The sequence below is a fragment of the Achromobacter sp. 1014246743 genome, assembly GCF_059760725.1.
In genome coordinates this window covers 1-15,427 of sequence record NZ_JCBANA010000070.1, presented here as the reverse complement: position 1 = coordinate 15,427, position 15,427 = coordinate 1, and the positions used below count along the sequence as shown (strand labels likewise).

At 68.1% G+C, this 15,427-nt stretch carries 14 protein-coding genes; 11 read left to right on the top strand and 3 right to left on the bottom strand.

The window, feature by feature from the left end:
* Positions 1–17: 17 nt before the first annotated feature.
* Complete coding sequence (locus AC6LJ2_RS24275) at positions 18–779, bottom strand: FadR/GntR family transcriptional regulator (protein WP_498152356.1); 762 nt, start codon at positions 777–779, stop codon at positions 18–20.
* 134 nt (positions 780–913) lie between these two features.
* Entirely contained in the window at positions 914–1,651 is a 738-nt protein-coding gene (locus AC6LJ2_RS24270; RefSeq protein ID WP_263915646.1) for an SDR family NAD(P)-dependent oxidoreductase, read from the bottom strand.
* 240 nt (positions 1,652–1,891) lie between these two features.
* Between AC6LJ2_RS24270 and AC6LJ2_RS24265 the strand changes: the two genes are divergently transcribed.
* From AC6LJ2_RS24265 to lpdA, 11 genes are all read left to right on the top strand, one after another.
* Positions 1,892–2,698: a shikimate dehydrogenase family protein gene (locus tag AC6LJ2_RS24265; protein ID WP_445657675.1), complete on the top strand. Its 807-nt coding sequence runs from the start codon at positions 1,892–1,894 to the stop codon at positions 2,696–2,698.
* Between the two features lie 44 nt (positions 2,699–2,742).
* On the top strand, positions 2,743–3,978 hold the full coding sequence (locus tag AC6LJ2_RS24260) for a branched-chain amino acid ABC transporter substrate-binding protein (protein WP_445657676.1): 1,236 nt from the start codon (positions 2,743–2,745) through the stop codon (positions 3,976–3,978).
* 129 nt (positions 3,979–4,107) lie between these two features.
* Positions 4,108–5,049 (top strand): branched-chain amino acid ABC transporter permease, encoded by a 942-nt coding sequence (locus AC6LJ2_RS24255; protein WP_263915643.1) that lies wholly within the window; start codon positions 4,108–4,110, stop codon positions 5,047–5,049.
* On the top strand, positions 5,046–6,326 hold the full coding sequence (locus tag AC6LJ2_RS24250) for a branched-chain amino acid ABC transporter permease (RefSeq protein ID WP_498152355.1): 1,281 nt from the start codon (positions 5,046–5,048) through the stop codon (positions 6,324–6,326). Before AC6LJ2_RS24255 ends, AC6LJ2_RS24250 begins: the two co-directional genes overlap by 4 nt.
* Positions 6,323–7,075, top strand: coding sequence for an ABC transporter ATP-binding protein (locus tag AC6LJ2_RS24245; RefSeq protein WP_498152354.1), 753 nt, complete (start codon positions 6,323–6,325; stop codon positions 7,073–7,075). The genes AC6LJ2_RS24250 and AC6LJ2_RS24245 overlap by 4 nt, the downstream gene beginning before the upstream one ends.
* A complete protein-coding gene (locus AC6LJ2_RS24240; RefSeq protein ID WP_263915640.1) occupies positions 7,072–7,791 on the top strand; it encodes an ABC transporter ATP-binding protein in 720 nt (239 codons plus the stop codon). Before AC6LJ2_RS24245 ends, AC6LJ2_RS24240 begins: the two co-directional genes overlap by 4 nt.
* Positions 7,792–7,849: 58 nt before the next feature.
* On the top strand, positions 7,850–8,653 hold the full coding sequence (locus tag AC6LJ2_RS24235) for an SDR family NAD(P)-dependent oxidoreductase (protein ID WP_445657677.1): 804 nt from the start codon (positions 7,850–7,852) through the stop codon (positions 8,651–8,653).
* 38 nt (positions 8,654–8,691) lie between these two features.
* Complete coding sequence (locus AC6LJ2_RS24230) at positions 8,692–10,875, top strand: alpha-ketoacid dehydrogenase subunit alpha/beta (protein WP_498152353.1); 2,184 nt, start codon at positions 8,692–8,694, stop codon at positions 10,873–10,875.
* Positions 10,872–11,363, top strand: coding sequence for a VOC family protein (locus AC6LJ2_RS24225; protein ID WP_263915637.1), 492 nt, complete (start codon positions 10,872–10,874; stop codon positions 11,361–11,363). Before AC6LJ2_RS24230 ends, AC6LJ2_RS24225 begins: the two co-directional genes overlap by 4 nt.
* Positions 11,364–11,373: 10 nt before the next feature.
* Positions 11,374–12,693, top strand: a complete 1,320-nt coding sequence (locus tag AC6LJ2_RS24220) for a pyruvate dehydrogenase complex dihydrolipoamide acetyltransferase (protein WP_498152352.1) — start codon at positions 11,374–11,376, stop codon at positions 12,691–12,693.
* Between the two features lie 8 nt (positions 12,694–12,701).
* Positions 12,702–14,099 carry a dihydrolipoyl dehydrogenase gene (lpdA, locus tag AC6LJ2_RS24215; RefSeq protein WP_498152351.1) on the top strand — a complete coding sequence of 466 codons (1,398 nt, stop codon included), beginning with the start codon at positions 12,702–12,704 and terminating at the stop codon, positions 14,097–14,099.
* A gap of 119 nt (positions 14,100–14,218) precedes the next feature.
* On the opposite strand, the gene AC6LJ2_RS24210 is transcribed toward lpdA, so the two are convergent.
* Positions 14,219–15,100 carry a LysR family transcriptional regulator gene (locus AC6LJ2_RS24210; protein WP_263915634.1) on the bottom strand — a complete coding sequence of 294 codons (882 nt, stop codon included), beginning with the start codon at positions 15,098–15,100 and terminating at the stop codon, positions 14,219–14,221.
* Positions 15,101–15,427: the final 327 nt, after the last annotated feature.

The window sequence follows — 15,427 nt, the reverse complement described above, 5'->3', positions numbered from 1 at the left end:
GTCCCCGCCAACAGGGCTCACACCGGTGCGGGCCGCTCCGCCTGGAACAGCCGCAGCCGGTCGGCCGCGTTGCGCAGGTGCTGCTCGGCGGCACGGCCCGCGGCGTCCGGATCGCCGTTTTCGATGGCGGCGAAGATCGCCTGGTGTTCGCTCTGCACCGCCGCCATGCGTTCGGCATACCTGCGCGCCGTGTTGTTGCGCGCGCTGCGGATGACACGCCGCACATTGGCTTCCAGGTAGTCGTTCAGCGCCACCAGGTGGGGGTTGTGAGTGGCCTGCACGATCGACTGGTGGAACTGGTAGTCCTCTTCGTCGCCCAGCTTGTCGTTGATCAGCGCGTACTCCATGCCCACCAGCGCCTGGCGCATCTTCTTCAGGTCGGCGTCGGTGCGGCGCTGCGCGGCGTAGCGGGCGGCGGTGACTTCGATCGACAGCATCAGTTCCAGGATGTGTTCCAGGTCCTGGCTGTCGCCCGGGGATGGCGCGGCAATGCGAAAGGCGTTGCGCTGGAAGTTCGGGTCGACGAAGACGCCGCTGCCTTGCTGCGACGTGATCAGGCCTTCGGATTTCAGGCGCGCCAGCGCCTCGCGCACCACGGCGCGGCTGACGGAGTAGATCTCGGTCAGTTGCTTTTCGGTGGGCAGGCGGTCGCCGGGCGCCAGCGCGCCCTGGCGGATCTGCTCGGCCAGCGCGTCGGCCACGCCCGCGGATAGCGAGTGCCTGGGAGCGGCGCGTTGCGGGTCGGAGTCCCGCCGGTCCTGTTCGGATATGGGCTGCATGAGGTTCATTAAAACGTAAGGCGGCTCGCGGGGCGGCTACCTTGGGTTATAGGAGTTTTCGACGTTTCACTGCGGCCGCGCCCTTGAAAATCATAGTCTTTTGCCGGGTTGCAAGGGCACGGCGGTTTGAGACTTTACGCGATATAGATGCCGCCGTTGACCTGCATGACTTCGCCGGTGACGAAGCCCGCCAGCGGTGAGCACAGGAAGGCGATGGCGCCGGCGATTTCGTCGGCGGTGCCGAAGCGCTTGAGCGGGGTGCTTTCCAGCAACTGGGCGCCCTTTTGGCCGATCAGGTCGTGGGTCATGGAGGTGGCGATGATGCCGGGTGCCACCGCGTTCACGCGGATCTGCGGCGCCAGTTCCAGCGCCAGGCTGCGGGCGAAGCTCTGCACCGCGCCCTTGGATGCCGAATAGGCGGCGTGGGCGTAGCTGCCGCGCTGCGCGGCCAGCGACGTCAGGAGCACGATCGAGCCATTCTGGCGCAGGTGACGCTGGGCCGCGCGGCAGACGTAGAAGGTGCCGTCCAGGTTCACGCCCATCAGCTTCTTCCAGGCCTCGTCCGTGGTGTCCCTGACCAGTTGTTCGGGATAGATGCCGGCGCAGTGCACCAGGTGGTCCAGGCCGCCGAAGTGCTGCGCGGCGCGTTCCAGCACGCGTTCGCAATCGGCCGAAGCCGCCACGTCCAGCGCATGGGTGTAGACGCGCTGGCCGGTGGCGTCCAGTTCGGCCGCCACCTCTTCCAGGCGCGCCTTGTCGATATCGGTCAGCACCAGCCGGGCGCCGTGGGCGGCCATCAGCCGCGCGGTTGCCAGACCGATGCCGTTGCCCGCGCCGGTGATGGCCACTACCTGTCCTTCAAACGAAATCATGCTGTCTCCCTAGCGATGTTCGAGCGGCCCGCGCCGGGTCCCGGGGGTTGCCCACGAATTCGATTGAACCGTCGAATCCGTTGCTTGACACGGGAAAAACGCTTGCCCTATGATTTATCGGACAACTTAATAAAGTTGCCTGACAACTTGTGATGAAAGCGTAAATCAACCCGCGCTTCCAGGCAAGGGCGTCAGCAAAAAGCACGGCCTAGGGCCGCATGACAGGCAGGGGACAACCAGGTGGACATCACCGGCAGCACTACCGTATTTGCGATCGCGGCAGACCCGATCGCGCACGTCAGGACGCCCCAGCGGCTCAACGCCCTGCTGCGCGAGCGCGGCGTGGATGGCGTGATGGTCCCGTTTCACGTCGGGGCCGCCGCGCTGCCCGCCCTGTTTGCCGGCCTGCGCGGCCTGGCCAACCTGGGCGGCATCGTGGTCACCGTGCCGCACAAGGAAAGCGCCGCCGCCCTGTGCGATGCCCTGACCCCCGCCGCGCAGTTGATCGGCGCGGTCAACGCCGTGCGTCTGCAGAACGGCTGCCTGACCGGCGGCAACTTCGACGGCCTGGGCTTTGTCGCGGGCCTGCGCAGCCAGGGCCACGATCCGGCCGGCCGCCATGTCTACCTGGCGGGCCTGGGCGGCGCGGGCAAGGCCATCGCCTGTGCCATCGCCGATGCCGGCCCGGCCAGCCTGTCGCTCTACAACCGCTCCGCGGCCAAGGCCGAGGCCTTTGCCGAACGCCTGGCGCGGCACTACCCTGCGCTGGCCCTCCACATTGCCGGCCCCCGCCCCGAGTCCTGTGACATCGCGATCAACGCGACCTCGCTTGGCCTGGCCGATACCGATTCCCTGCCCTTCCAGCTTGACGCCCTGGCGCCTGGCACGGTCGTGGCCGACGCCGTGATGAGCCGCGTCGACACGCCACTGCTGCGCGCCGCTGCCGCGCGTGGCTGCCGCACCCACCCCGGCCTGTACATGCTGGAAGGCCAGCTCACCGAAATTGCCCGCTTCCTGGGCATACAAGAGCCGCATCAAGCAGCTTGATCGATTCACGGACCCCACACTCCCGTTCCACGGAGGAGACACGCATGAAATTGGCTTTCACCACCGGCCTGCTGTGCCTGGCCGGCATTGCCGCATCGGCGCAGGCCGCGCCCGTCAAGATCGGCCTGATCGAAACGCTGTCGGGCCCGCAGGCCTCGACCGGCCTGATGTTCCGCGCCGCGGTCAAATATGAACTGGACCGCATCAACGCGGCCGGCGGCTGGAACGGCCAGCCGCTGGAGCTGGTCGAGTTCGACAACCAGGGCGGCCCGGTGGGCGCGTCCGACCGCTTTCGCGCGGCGGCCGCCGAAGGCGTGCAGATCCTGGTGCAAGGGTCGTCGTCGGCGATCTCGGGCCAACTGACCGAGGACGTGCGCAAGCACAACCTGCGCAATCCGGGCAAGGAAGTCGTGTTCCTGAACGTGGGCGGCGAGGCCCTGGAACTGACGGGCCAGAAGTGCCACTTCTACCATTTCCGCTTCACCACCAATGCCGACCTGCGCGTGAAGGCGCTGGCCTCGGTCATGTCGGCCGACGGCACGCTGGGCAAGCGCGTGTACGCCATCAACCAGAACTATTCCTGGGGCCAGGACATGGAAGGCGCCACCGAGCGCTTTGCCAAGCAGTACGGCTATGAAGTGGTGGGCAAGACACTGCACGAAGTCAACAAGATCCAGGACTTCGCGCCCTACGTGGCCCGCATCCGCGCTGCCACGCCGGACACCGTCATCACCGGCAACTGGTCCAACGACCTGCTGCTGCTCATGAAGGCCACGCAATCGGCCGGCCTGAAGGTGCGCTTTGCCACGGTGTTCCTGGACCAGGTGGGCAACCTGGCCAACGCCGGCGAGGTGGCGCTGGGTCACTACATCGCCCACCCCTACAACATCGAGGCCGCCGGCGAAGACGGCGCCAAGTTCGCCGAAGACTACAAGGCCAAGACCGGCCACTACCCCAGCTACACCGAACCGCAGACCGTCATCGGCATCACCTTCCTGGGCCAGGCGCTCAAGCAGGTCCAGCCCAAGGACGGCAAGCTGTCCGTGCCGGACCTGGCCCGTGCGCTGGAAAAGGTCACCTACACGTCGCCGCTGGGCACCTACACCATGCGCGCCGAAGACCACCAGGTACAGCTGCCGATGGTGGTGTCCAAGGTCAGCAAGAACGCCAAGTACAAGGCCGACGGCACCGACATGGGCTTCGAGCCGGTCAAGGTGCTGGCCGCGGCGGACGTCTCCGCCCCGGTGCAGGCCACCTGCAAGATGGTGCGCCCGGACTGATGGCCCCCGCCGCGGGCCGGACGGCCCGCGGCGGCATCACAACAACGCTCACCGGCGCGGGGCCGGCAAACAGGGCGTGATGAATCGCCGGGCGCTTTGCGCCTGGCGCGCAAGGATTTTGGAGCGGACATGGAATACTTTACGGTCTCGCTGTTGAACGGCGTGATCTACGGCCTGCTACTTTTCATGGTGTCGGCAGGCCTGACGCTGATCTTCGGCATGATGGGCGTGCTCAACTTCGCGCACGCCTCGTTCTACATGATAGGCGCGTATGCCGCCTACACCCTGGCGCCCGTGACGGGGTTCTGGACCGCGCTGGTGCTGGCCACCGTCATCGCGGGCGTGCTGGGCATGGGGGTGGAACGCTTCTTCCTGCGCCGGGTGCACAAGTTCGGCCACGCTCAGGAACTGCTGGTGACCTTCGGCCTGGCGTTCATCGTCGCCGAGCTCATCAAGCTGTTCTACGGCGACTTCCCTGTCGACTACCGCGTGCCGGCGTTCCTGAACTTCGCGGCCTTCCGCGTGTTCGACGCGGACTACCCCTTCTATCGCCTGCTGATGGGCGGCGTGTCGCTGGCGATGTTCGGCGTGATCTACCTGCTGCTGTCGCGCACCCGCGTCGGCATCGTGGTGCGCTCGGCCATCTACCGGCCGCGCATGGCCGAGGCCCTGGGCCACAACGTGCCGCTGGTGTTCATGAGCGTGTTCGGCGTGGGCGCGGCCATGGCGGGGCTGGCCGGCGCGGTGGCCGGGGCCTTCTACACGACCAATCCGAACATGGCGCTGGAGCTGGGCGTGCTGGTGTTCGTGGTGGTGGTGGTGGGCGGCCTGGGCTCGCTCGAAGGCGCCATGATCGCCTCGCTGCTGATCGGCCTGATCAGCTCGTTCTCGGTCGGCATCGACGCCAGTCTCGCCACCCTGTTCGGCCTGTTCGGCGCCGGCGAGTGGGCCGAAAGCGTAGGCGGCCTGATGACGGTGAAGATCTCCAGCCTGGCCGCGACGCTGCCCTTCCTGCTGATGCTGGTGGTGCTGCTGGTCAAGCCGTCGGGCCTGAAAGGAGAGCAAGCATGAGCCGGCCCCTGAATTCCCCCGGCCGCGTCTCGGCCGCCTTGCTGCTGCTCATCTGTGTCGGCGCGCTGTGCGCCCTGCCCTGGCTGCTGCCGGCAGGGCAACTGGTTGCGGCGGTGCAGATGCTGATCGCGGCGCTGTTTGCCTGCGCCTTCAACCTGCTGGCGGGCCAGGGCGGCATGCTGTCGTTCGGCCATGCGGCGTATTTCGGCGTGGGCACCTTCGCCACCATCCACGCCATGAACGCGCTGGGCGGCGCGGGCCTTCTGCCCACGCCCTTGATGCCGCTGGCAGGCGGCGTGGCCGGCCTGCTGTTCGGCCTGGTCGCCGGCTGGTTCGCCACCATGCGGTCCGGCGTGTATTTTTCGATGATCACGCTGGCGCTGGCCGAACTGCTGCACGCGCTGGCCCCGCACCTGAAAGGCGTGTTCGGCGGCGAAGCGGGCCTGTCGGCCATGCGCATGCCGGCCTGGGGCTTTTCCTTCGGGTCCGACATCGAGGTGTATTTCCTGGTGCTGGCCTGGGTGCTGGTGTCGCTGGCGGCGCTGTACGGCCTGACCCGCACGCCGCTGGGCCGTTTGACGCTGGGCCTGCGCGAAAACGCCAACCGCCTGCGCTACCTGGGCTATCGACCCCACGCGCTCAAAACCCTGGTGTTCGCGCTGTCGGCCATGTTTGCCGGCATTGCCGGCGGCCTGCAGGCGCTGAACATCGAAGCCGGCAATTACGTGCTGTTCGAGGTCAAGCTGTCCACCGACGCGGTGCTGTTCGCCTACATCGGCGGCGTCAACGCCTTCCTGGGCCCGGTGCTGGGCGCGTCCATCCTGACCTTCCTGTCGCAGACGCTGGCGGACATCACCCGGTCGTGGCTGCTGTACCAGGGCGTGCTGTTCGTGCTGGTGATGCTGTTCGTGCCGGACGGCCTGGTGGGTCTGGTGCAGCGCGCGGCCAAGTCGCTGCGCGAGCGTGGCCTGACCAACTGGCTGCCGCGCGCGCTGGTGTCGGTGGCCAGCGGCCTGCTGCTGACGGCCGCCACGGTCTTCAGCGTGGAACTGCTGCAACGCATGTTCGCCCGCGACTACCGCGCGCTGCTGGCCATGAATCCCGATGCCGGCTGGCCCGCCATCGCGCTGTTCGGCCGCGACTGGGCGCCGCTGGCGCTGTCCACCTGGCTGGTGCCGCTGGCGTTGTTCGCCGTCGGCCTGGCCGCCTGCCGCTGGGCCATTGCCCTGTGGCGCAGCGGCGCCGATGCCGCACCCGTGCTGGAGGCCGCGCGATGAGCCACGAGATCCTGACCCTGACGGACGTGCGCAAGTCTTTTGGCGATGCGCAGATCATCCGCGGCGTGAACCTGCAAGTGCAAGCCGGCGAACGCCATGCCGTCATCGGCCCCAACGGCGCCGGCAAGTCGACGCTGTTTCACCTGATGTCCGGCTCGTTCGCCCCGACGTCGGGCGACATCAACCTGCGTTCGCGTTCCATCGGCGGCCTGCCGCCCGAGCAGATCAACCGCCTGGGCCTGGCGCGTTCGTTCCAGATCACCAACGTGTTCCCGCGCCTGTCGGTGCGAGAAAACCTGCGCCTGGCGGTGTTGCGCATGCACGGGCTGGTCTACAACTTCTGGCGTCCCATCGCCCGCCACCGCGCGGTGAACGAGCACGTCGACCAGTTGCTGGAAAAGGTGCGGCTGGCGCCCAAGCAGCACACCGCGGCGGGCGACCTGAACTATTCCGAGCAGCGTTCGCTGGAAATCGGCATGACGCTGGCTTCGCGCCCCAAGGTGATCCTGCTGGACGAGCCCATGGCGGGCATGTCGCAGCACGAGGTCGACTACACCGTCGAGCTCATCAAGGATGTGACGCGCGACTGCACCCTGCTGATCGTCGAGCACGACATGCAGGTGGTGTTTTCGCTGGCCGACCGCATCAGCGTGCTGGTCTACGGCGAAATCCTGGCCACCGGCACGCCGGCCGAGATCCGCGGCGATGCCCGCGTGCGCGAAGCCTACCTGGGAGAGGAAACGGTATGAGCATGCAATCCCCCCTGCTGGCGCTGCAAGGCGTGCACGCCCACTATGGCAAGAGCCACATCCTGCATGGCATCGACCTGACGGTGAATCGCGGCGAAGTGGTCAGCCTGCTGGGCCGCAACGGCGCCGGCCGGTCCACCACCATGAAGAGCATCATGGGCCTGGTGGACGTGACCGCCGGCCGCATCGCCATCGAAGGCCGCGACATCACCAACAAGCGACCCTTCGAGATCGCCCGCGCCGGCCTGGGTTTCGTGCCCGAAGAGCGCGAGGTCTTCGCCAACCTGACGGTGGACGAGAACCTGCGCATGGGCGAGCAACCGCCGCGCGCCGACGCGCCGGCCTGGACGGTCGAGCAGATGTTCGAGTATTTCCCCCGCCTGAAGGAACGGCGCAACACCCGTGCCGGCAACCTGTCAGGCGGCGAGCAGCAGATGCTGACCATGTGCCGCTCGCTGCTGGGCAACCCCAAGGTCATGCTGATCGACGAGCCCACCGAAGGCCTGGCGCCCAAGATCGTGGAAGTGATCGCCGACGTGATCCGCGACATCCACCAGCGCGGGGTGTCGGTGGTGCTGGTCGAGCAGAAGCTGACCATCGCGCTGAAGGTCTCGACCCGCGTCAGCGTCATGGGCCACGGCCGCATTGTTTTCGAAGGCCCGCCCGCGCAATTGCACGAGCGCCAGGACGTGGTGCAGGAATGGCTGGCGGTCTGACACCGCCTGCGAACCTGCCCCCGCCATACCTCCATCACGCACCGTTAAAGGCAAGCACTTGGACATGACCCCTGAAGTATCGCAATCGGACGTCATCCACCCCGATCTGCGCGGCAAGACCGTGGTGATCACCGGCGGCGCCAAAGGCATCGGCTACGCCACCGCCCAGGCCTTCATCCGCCAGGGGGCGCGCGTGGCGTTGCTGGACATGGACCCGGCCGCGCTGGCCGAGGCCGTGGCCGGCCTGCAAGCCGCGGGCGGCGAAGCCCTGGCCGCGCAGGCCTCGGTCACCGACGCCGACGCGGTCGAACGCGCCTTCGCGCAGGTCGAACAGGCCTGGGGCGGCGTCGACGTGCTGGTCAACAACGCCGGCATCTCGGCCAACAAGCCCACCCTGGACGTGACGGTGGACGAATGGCGCCGCGCCGTCGACATCAACCTGACCGGCGTGTTCCTGTGCGCCCAGGCCGCCGGGCGCCGCATGGTGCCCAAGGGCGAGGGCTGCATCATCAACCTGGCATCCATGTACGGCGTGGTGGCGGCGCCCGACCGCGCGGCCTATTGCGCCACCAAAGGCGCGGTGGTGCTGCTGACCGAGACCCTGGCCGTGGAATGGGGCCCGCAGGGCGTGCGCGTCAATGCGCTGGCACCGGGCTACGTGGAAACGGACCTGGTGCGCGACCTGGCTGCACGCGGCCGCCTGGACCCCGAACGCCTCAAGCAGCGCACGCCGCTGCGGCGCATGGCGCAGCCGGCCGAAATGGCCGACCTGGCGGTCTTCCTGGCCTCGCGCCAGGCCGCCTACATCACCGGACACACCCTGGTGGCCGATGGCGGCTGGAGCCGCTACAGCTACCTCTGACCGCATCGACGCTTATCTAATTTTCTGGAGATTCACTCATGGCCACCTACCAACCGCTCGGCTCGCAAGCGCCCTGGCGGCAATTGACGGTCGACGCCCGCGACTGGCAACAGGCAGACCCCGCGCTGCTGGCCACCATGCTCACGCAGCTGCACTGGATCCGCGCCTTTGAAGAGGCAGTGCTGGACCTGGCCGCCGCAGGCCTGGTGCACGGTCCGGCGCACTCGTCCGTGGGGCAGGAAGGCGGCGCCGTCGGATCGGTGCTGGCGCTGGGCGCCGGCGACCAGATCAACGGCTCGCATCGCGGCCACCACCAGTTCCTGGCCAAGGCCTTGCAGCACGTCGCGCCGCTGGGCCTGGACCCGCGCAACCCGCTGACGCCCGCCATCGACGAGGTGCTGCACAAGACGCTGGCCGAGATCATGGGCCTGGCGCAAGGCTATTGCCGCGGCCGTGGCGGCAGCATGCACCTGCGCTGGCTGGAAGCCGGCGCGCTGGGCACCAATGCCATCGTCGGCGGCGGCGTGCCGCTCGCGGCCGGCGCCGCCTGGGCGCATCGCCATGCCGGCACCGACCGCGTGGCCGTGACCTACTTCGGCGACGGCGCGGTGAACATCGGCTCGGTGCTGGAAACGATGAACCTGACCGCCGCGTGGAAAACGCCGCTGTGCTTCTTCATCGAAAACAACCGCTACGCCGTGTCGACCACGGTGGAAGAATCCACCGCCGAACCGCGCCTGTCGGCCCGCGGGCAGGCCTTCAACATCCCCGCCTGGCAGGTCGATGGCATGGACCCCTTGGCCGTGCACCTGGCCATGTCCGAAGCCGTGGCCCACATGCGCGCCGGCAACGGCCCCACCATCATCGAAGTGGACGTGTACCGCTTCTTCCACCAGAACGGCCCCTTCCCCGGCAGCGCCTTCGGCTACCGCAGCAAGGAAGAAGAAGCCGTGTGGCGCCGCCGCGATCCGCTGGACAAGATCGCCGCCGAGATGATCGGCCGCAAGCTGATCACCCAGGCCGAAGTCGACGCGCTGCGCCAACAGTGCAAGGACGTGATGAAGGACGTGTCCGGCCGCCTGACCGAAGCCGCGGACGGCGGCAAGCGCCGCGTGCGCGCCGACCTGTGGCCGCGCCCTGACTTCCGTGACGTGGGCCTGCGCAGCGACGGCTCGGAACTCGAAGGCCTGCGCTACCAGGACGTCGCCGACCACCCCGGCGCCCGCGTCGAACGCAAATTCGTCGACGCCGTGGCCGACGTGCTGGATCGCCGCATGGAAACCGACCCCGGCGTGGTCGTGCTCGGCGAAGACGTGCACCGCCTGAAGGGCGGCACCAACGGCGCGACGCGCGGCCTGAAGGACAAGTACCCCGACCGCGTGCTGGGCACCCCCATTTCCGAAAACGCCTTCGCCGGCCTGGGCGGCGGCCTGGCCATGGACGGCCGCTACAAGCCGGTGGTGGAATTCATGTACCCCGACTTCATGTGGGTCGCGGCCGACCAGATCTTCAACCAGATCGGCAAGGCCCGCCACATGTTCGGCGGCGACATCGACGTGCCGTTCGTGCTGCGCACCAAGGTCGCGATGGGCACGGGCTACGGCTCGCAGCACTCGATGGACCCGGCCGGCGTGTTCGCCACCGCGCCCGGCTGGCGCATCGTCGCCCCGTCCACGCCCTACGAATACATCGGCCTGATGAACACCGCGCTGGCCTCCAAGGACCCGGTGCTGGTGATCGAGCACGTGGACCTGTACGCCTCGTCGGGCGAGGTGCCCGATGGCGACCTCGACTACGCCATTCCCTTTGGCAAGGCACGCGTGCGCCGCAGCGGCGCCAAGGTCACGGTGCTGACCTACCTGTCGATGGTCAGCCGCGCCCTGAAGGCCGCCGAAGAGGCCGGCGTGGACGCCGAAGTCATCGACCTGCGCACGCTGGACCGCGCCAGCCTGGACTGGGACACCATCGGCGCCAGCATCCAGAAGACCAACAACGTGCTGATCGTGGAACAAGGCGTGCGCGGCACCTCGTACGGCGCCATGCTGGCCGATGAAATCCAGCGTCGCTACTTCGACTGGCTGGACCAGCCGATCAAGCGCGTGACGGGCGGAGAAGCCTCGCCCAGCATTTCCAAAGTGCTGGAACGCGCCGCCTTTGCCGACACCGAAGAAGTCATCGCCGGCCTGGCCGACGTGCTGGCCGACCTGGGAGAAAAAGCATGAGCGCCACCCTGGACATGACCGTGCCGATGGAAGTCGGCCTGTGCTGCGCCGACCTGGACGCCATGCTGGCGTTCTATACCGACGTGGTCGGCCTGACGCTGGTGAACCGCGTCACCGTGCCCGCCGACAAGGCCCGGGCCACCGGCCTGACGACGCACGGCTACGACGTGGCACGCCTGCAAACCCCCTACGGCGAACGCATCAAGCTGCTGCAACCCACCGCCGCCCCGGCGCCCGCCGTGCGCGGCGCCGCCATCCTGGATCGCCAAGGCGCCACCTACCTGACCTTCATCGTGCGCGACCTGGCGGGCACCGTGGCGCGCCTGCAGGCGCGCGGCGTGGCCTTCGACAGCGCGCCCGCGCCGATGCAAGTGCGTCCCGGCACCTGGCTGGCGTTCTTCCGCGACCCCGAAGGCAATGTGCTGGAACTGGTCGAATACGACGACCCGGCGGCCTACCGGCCCGACCTGGCCGCGCACGCAGAATAGGACGAACAACGTGGCAACCCTGATCAAACTCCCCTCTGTCGCCGCCGACGCGGATGGCGGCACCCTGCACCAGTGGCTCAAGCAGGAAGGCGATAGCGTCGCGGTCGGCGACGCCCTGGCCGAAATCGAAACCGAAAAGGCCATCGTCGAAATCAACGCCGAACAGGCCGGCGTGCTGGGCCGCATCGTCGTGCCGGCGGGCGCCGCCTCGGTGCCCATCAACACCGTCATCGGCGTGCTGCTGGCGCCGGGCGAAGGCGCGGCGGATATCGAACGTGCGCTGGCGCAAAGCGGTGCAGCAGGCGGCGCGGACACGCCGGTGCAAGCGGCACAGGCCGGCGCGCCGACGGGCGCTTCCGGGTCCTCGGCCGCAGCACCGGCCGCCGCAACCGCGACCGCGTCGTCGGCGGCCGCATCGACCGGCGCCGCCCCCGCGGGTACCGCAGTGGCCCCCAATGCACCGCCCGGCGCCACATCCGGCGCCCGCGTCTTCGCCAGCCCCCTCGCCCGCCGCCTCGCCGCCCAATGGCATGTGGACCTGCTGACCGTGCAAGGCACCGGCCCGCACGGCCGCATCGTGCGCCGCGACGTCGAAGCCGCGCGCGACCACGCCCCGGCCGCCCCCGCCCAGCCGGCATCCGGCCGCGCGCCGGCCCGCCGCGTGCCGCACACCGGCATGCGCCGCGCCATCGCCCGCCGCCTGACCGAAAGCAAGCAGCACGTGCCGCACTTCTACCTGACGCTGGACTGCCGCATGGACGCGCTGCTGGCCCTGCGTGCCCAGGCCAACCACGGCGGCACGGTCAAGCTGTCGGTCAATGACTTCATCGTCCGCGCCGCCGCCCTGGCCCTGCGCGAAGTGCCCGAGGTCAACGTCAGCTGGCACGACGACGCCATCGAATTCCATGCCGGCGCCGACGTCAGCGTGGCGGTGGCCACCGACGGCGGCCTGGTCACGCCCATCGTGCGCGACGCCGACGTGAAGCCGCTGTCCGCCATCGCCACGGAAATCGTGGAGCTGGCCGGCCGCGCCAAGATCAACCGCCTGAAACCCGAAGAATTCACCGGCGGCTCGCTCACCGTCAGCAACCTGGGCATGTATGGCATCAAGCAGTTCGCCGCCATCATCAACCCGCCGCAAGCCGCCATCCTGGCCGTCGGCGCCGCCGAACGCCGCCCGCTCGTGGCCGAGAACGGCGACCTGGTCGCCGCCACGGTGATGACCGTGACGCTGTCGGCCGACCATCGCGCCGTCGACGGCGCCGTGGGCGCGCGCTGGCTGGCGGCCTTCAAGTCGCTGATCGAAAACCCCGTGCGCATCCTGCTGTGAGCCCCGCCATGACCAAGACGACGTTTGACCTGGTGGTCGTGGGCGGCGGCCCCGGCGGCTACGTGGCCGCCATCCGCGCCGCGCAGCTGGGCCTGTCCACCGCGCTGGTAGAGCGCGCCGAACTCGGCGGCATCTGCCTGAACTGGGGCTGCATTCCCACCAAGGCCCTGCTGCACAGCGCCACCGTGCTGCGCGCCTGCCGCGACGCCGCCCACTACGGCGTCACGGGCGCCGGCGATGCCCAACCCGACCTGGCCGCCATGGTGGCCAGATCGCGCAAGGTCGCCGCCCGCCTGGGCCAGGGCGTGACCCACCTGATGAAAAAGCATGCCATCAGCGTCTTCACCGCCAGCGCCAAACTGGCCGGCGGCGGCCGCGTGGCCCTGGACAACGGCACCACGCTATCCGCCCGCCACATCATCCTGGCCACCGGCGCCCGCGCCCGCGACCTGCCCGCCCTGCCCCCCGGCGAGCGCATCTGGACCTATCGCCAGGCCCTGACGCCCCCCGCCCTGCCCAAATCGTTGCTGGTCGTGGGCGCAGGCGCCATCGGCGCTGAATTCGCCAGCTTCTACCGCGCCGTGGGCGTCGACGTCACCCTGATCGACATGACCGCGGACATCCTGCCGCAGGAAGACGCCGAGATCTCCGCCCTGGCCCGCAAGGCCTTCGAAAAGCAGGGCATCCGCGTGCTGACCCAATGCGCCGTCAAGTCATCCAGCCTGACCACCGCCGGCGTCAAGGTCGTGCTCGACCAGCAGGGCAAACAGACCGAACTGGAAATCGACCGCGTCATCGTCGCCGCCGGCATCGTCGGCAACGTCGAAAACCTGGGCCTGGAACAGACCCGCGTCAAAGTCGAAAAGACCCACATCGTCACCGACGGCCTGTGCCGCACCGCCGAACCCGGCATCTACGCCATCGGCGACGTCGCCGGCGCCCCCTGGCTGGCCCACAAGGCCAGCCACGAAGCCGTGCTGTGCGTCGAAGCCATCGCCGGCAAGCCCGTCCACCCCATCGATCCGCTGCGCATCCCCGCCTGCACCTACTCGCACCCCCAGGTCGCCAGCATCGGCATGACCGAAGCCCGCGCCCGTGAACACGCCAGGCAGACCGGCCGCGACATCCGCATCGGCAAATTCACCTTCGCCGGCAACGGCAAAGCCATCGCCATGGGTGAAGACCAGGGCCTGGTCAAAACGGTATTCGACGCCGCCACCGGTGAACTGCTCGGCGCCCACATCATCCACCCCGAAGCCTCCGAACTGATCACCGGCTACGGCGTCGCCACCGCACTCGAAGCCACCGAAGAAGACCTGATGCACACCATCTTCGCGCACCCGACCCTGTCGGAAACCTTGCACGAATCGGTGCTGTCCGCGTTCGGCCGCGCACTGCACGGATAAAGCATCGCAGCACCCGGCGCGCGGCATGCCGTGCTACGGCCTGCGTGCAGGATGCCGCGAGCTGGGTGCTGCGTCCCGAACGCTGCGTGCCAGGTGCAATCACACCTGGCACGCCCCTTTCACAACCGGCTGGCGAAGAAATCCAGGAAGCACGCAATCCGCCGCGACAGCTGCGTATTGCGGTAATACACCGCATGCATCGGCTGCAAATAATCGGTATGGATATCTTCCATGATCCGAACCAGCCGCCCCGCTTCCAGGTCTTCCTGCGACACGAAGTCCGACAGGCAGGCAATCCCCACCCCCCGCAACGCCAGCTGCCGCTGCGTCTCGCCACTGGACGTCGCCAACGTAGGCGTCGCCAGATAACTCGACCCGCCCGCATGCCGCAGCGGCCAGACATTCAGGCTTTCAGGCTGCGTAAACCCCAGCAGCTCATGCCCGTCCAGATCCTCCACCGTCTTGGGCACCCCACGCCGCGCCAGATACTCCGGACTCGCCATCAACCACCGCGGCCGCGGCCGCAATGGCCGCGCATGCAACGTCGAATCATTCAAAGGCCCCATCCGCAACGCCACGTCCGTGCGATGCTCGATCAGATCCACGATCCGATCATTGCTGGTCAGCTCCAACGAAATCGCCGGATACTCCCGCCGAAAATCCGCCACATGCGGCACCACGCAATGCAGCATCACCGGCACCGACGCATCCACCCGCAACCGCCCCGCCGGCTGCTGATTCACGATGCGCATGCACTCCTCGGCCTCTTCCAACGACTGCACAATCTGCCGCGCCTTCTGCAAAAAGTGCGCCCCCTCCGCCGTCAACTCCATCCGCCGCGTCGTCCGCGTCAACAACGCCACCCCCAAATCCTCTTCCAACCGCGACAACCCCCGACTGACCCCAGAAGCCGTCTGCCCCAACATCTCCGCCGCAGCACTCATGGACCCCGCGTCGACCACGCCCAGGAACAACCGCAAAGCATCAGAATTCAGGCTCATTTTTGACCCCCAGTCACGAATACCCAAATTCTATAGCCCCCCACCAAGCGGCGCGGATGCCGTAACCTTCCAAGTCAATCTGCCGCGCCCGATGGGCGGCGCGCAAGACGGTTAGCATGCGCAAGCAGGACCCTGCCGCGCCGCCCATCACCGCCCCCACCCCCACGATGTGGACCCAATAGAAAACCAATCTCCATCAGCGCGAAGCGCCCCCGCAACACTTTCTAGAAACGCAATGCCAAACGTGGCCGCCCGCGCGGCCGCGGCTTGGCGACCCCGTAGATTCCATTCCCTGACCACAGGTCTAACAGCGCATCAAACCCAGAT

What these genes read in the sequence shown, in the direction of transcription:
- AC6LJ2_RS24240 (WP_263915640.1), top strand. Translation starts at nt 7,072, where the DNA reads ATGAGCATGCAATCCCCCCTGCTGGCGCTGCAAGGCGTGCACGCCCAC.
- AC6LJ2_RS24275 (WP_498152356.1), bottom strand. Translation starts at nt 779, where the DNA reads ATGCAGCCCATATCCGAACAGGACCGGCGGGACTCCGACCCGCAACGC.
- AC6LJ2_RS24260 (WP_445657676.1), top strand. Translation starts at nt 2,743, where the DNA reads ATGAAATTGGCTTTCACCACCGGCCTGCTGTGCCTGGCCGGCATTGCC.
- AC6LJ2_RS24270 (WP_263915646.1), bottom strand. Translation starts at nt 1,651, where the DNA reads ATGATTTCGTTTGAAGGACAGGTAGTGGCCATCACCGGCGCGGGCAAC.
- AC6LJ2_RS24230 (WP_498152353.1), top strand. Translation starts at nt 8,692, where the DNA reads ATGGCCACCTACCAACCGCTCGGCTCGCAAGCGCCCTGGCGGCAATTG.
- AC6LJ2_RS24245 (WP_498152354.1), top strand. Translation starts at nt 6,323, where the DNA reads ATGAGCCACGAGATCCTGACCCTGACGGACGTGCGCAAGTCTTTTGGC.
- AC6LJ2_RS24255 (WP_263915643.1), top strand. Translation starts at nt 4,108, where the DNA reads ATGGAATACTTTACGGTCTCGCTGTTGAACGGCGTGATCTACGGCCTG.
- AC6LJ2_RS24210 (WP_263915634.1), bottom strand. Translation starts at nt 15,100, where the DNA reads ATGAGCCTGAATTCTGATGCTTTGCGGTTGTTCCTGGGCGTGGTCGAC.
- lpdA (WP_498152351.1), top strand. Translation starts at nt 12,702, where the DNA reads ATGACCAAGACGACGTTTGACCTGGTGGTCGTGGGCGGCGGCCCCGGC.
- AC6LJ2_RS24225 (WP_263915637.1), top strand. Translation starts at nt 10,872, where the DNA reads ATGAGCGCCACCCTGGACATGACCGTGCCGATGGAAGTCGGCCTGTGC.
- AC6LJ2_RS24250 (WP_498152355.1), top strand. Translation starts at nt 5,046, where the DNA reads ATGAGCCGGCCCCTGAATTCCCCCGGCCGCGTCTCGGCCGCCTTGCTG.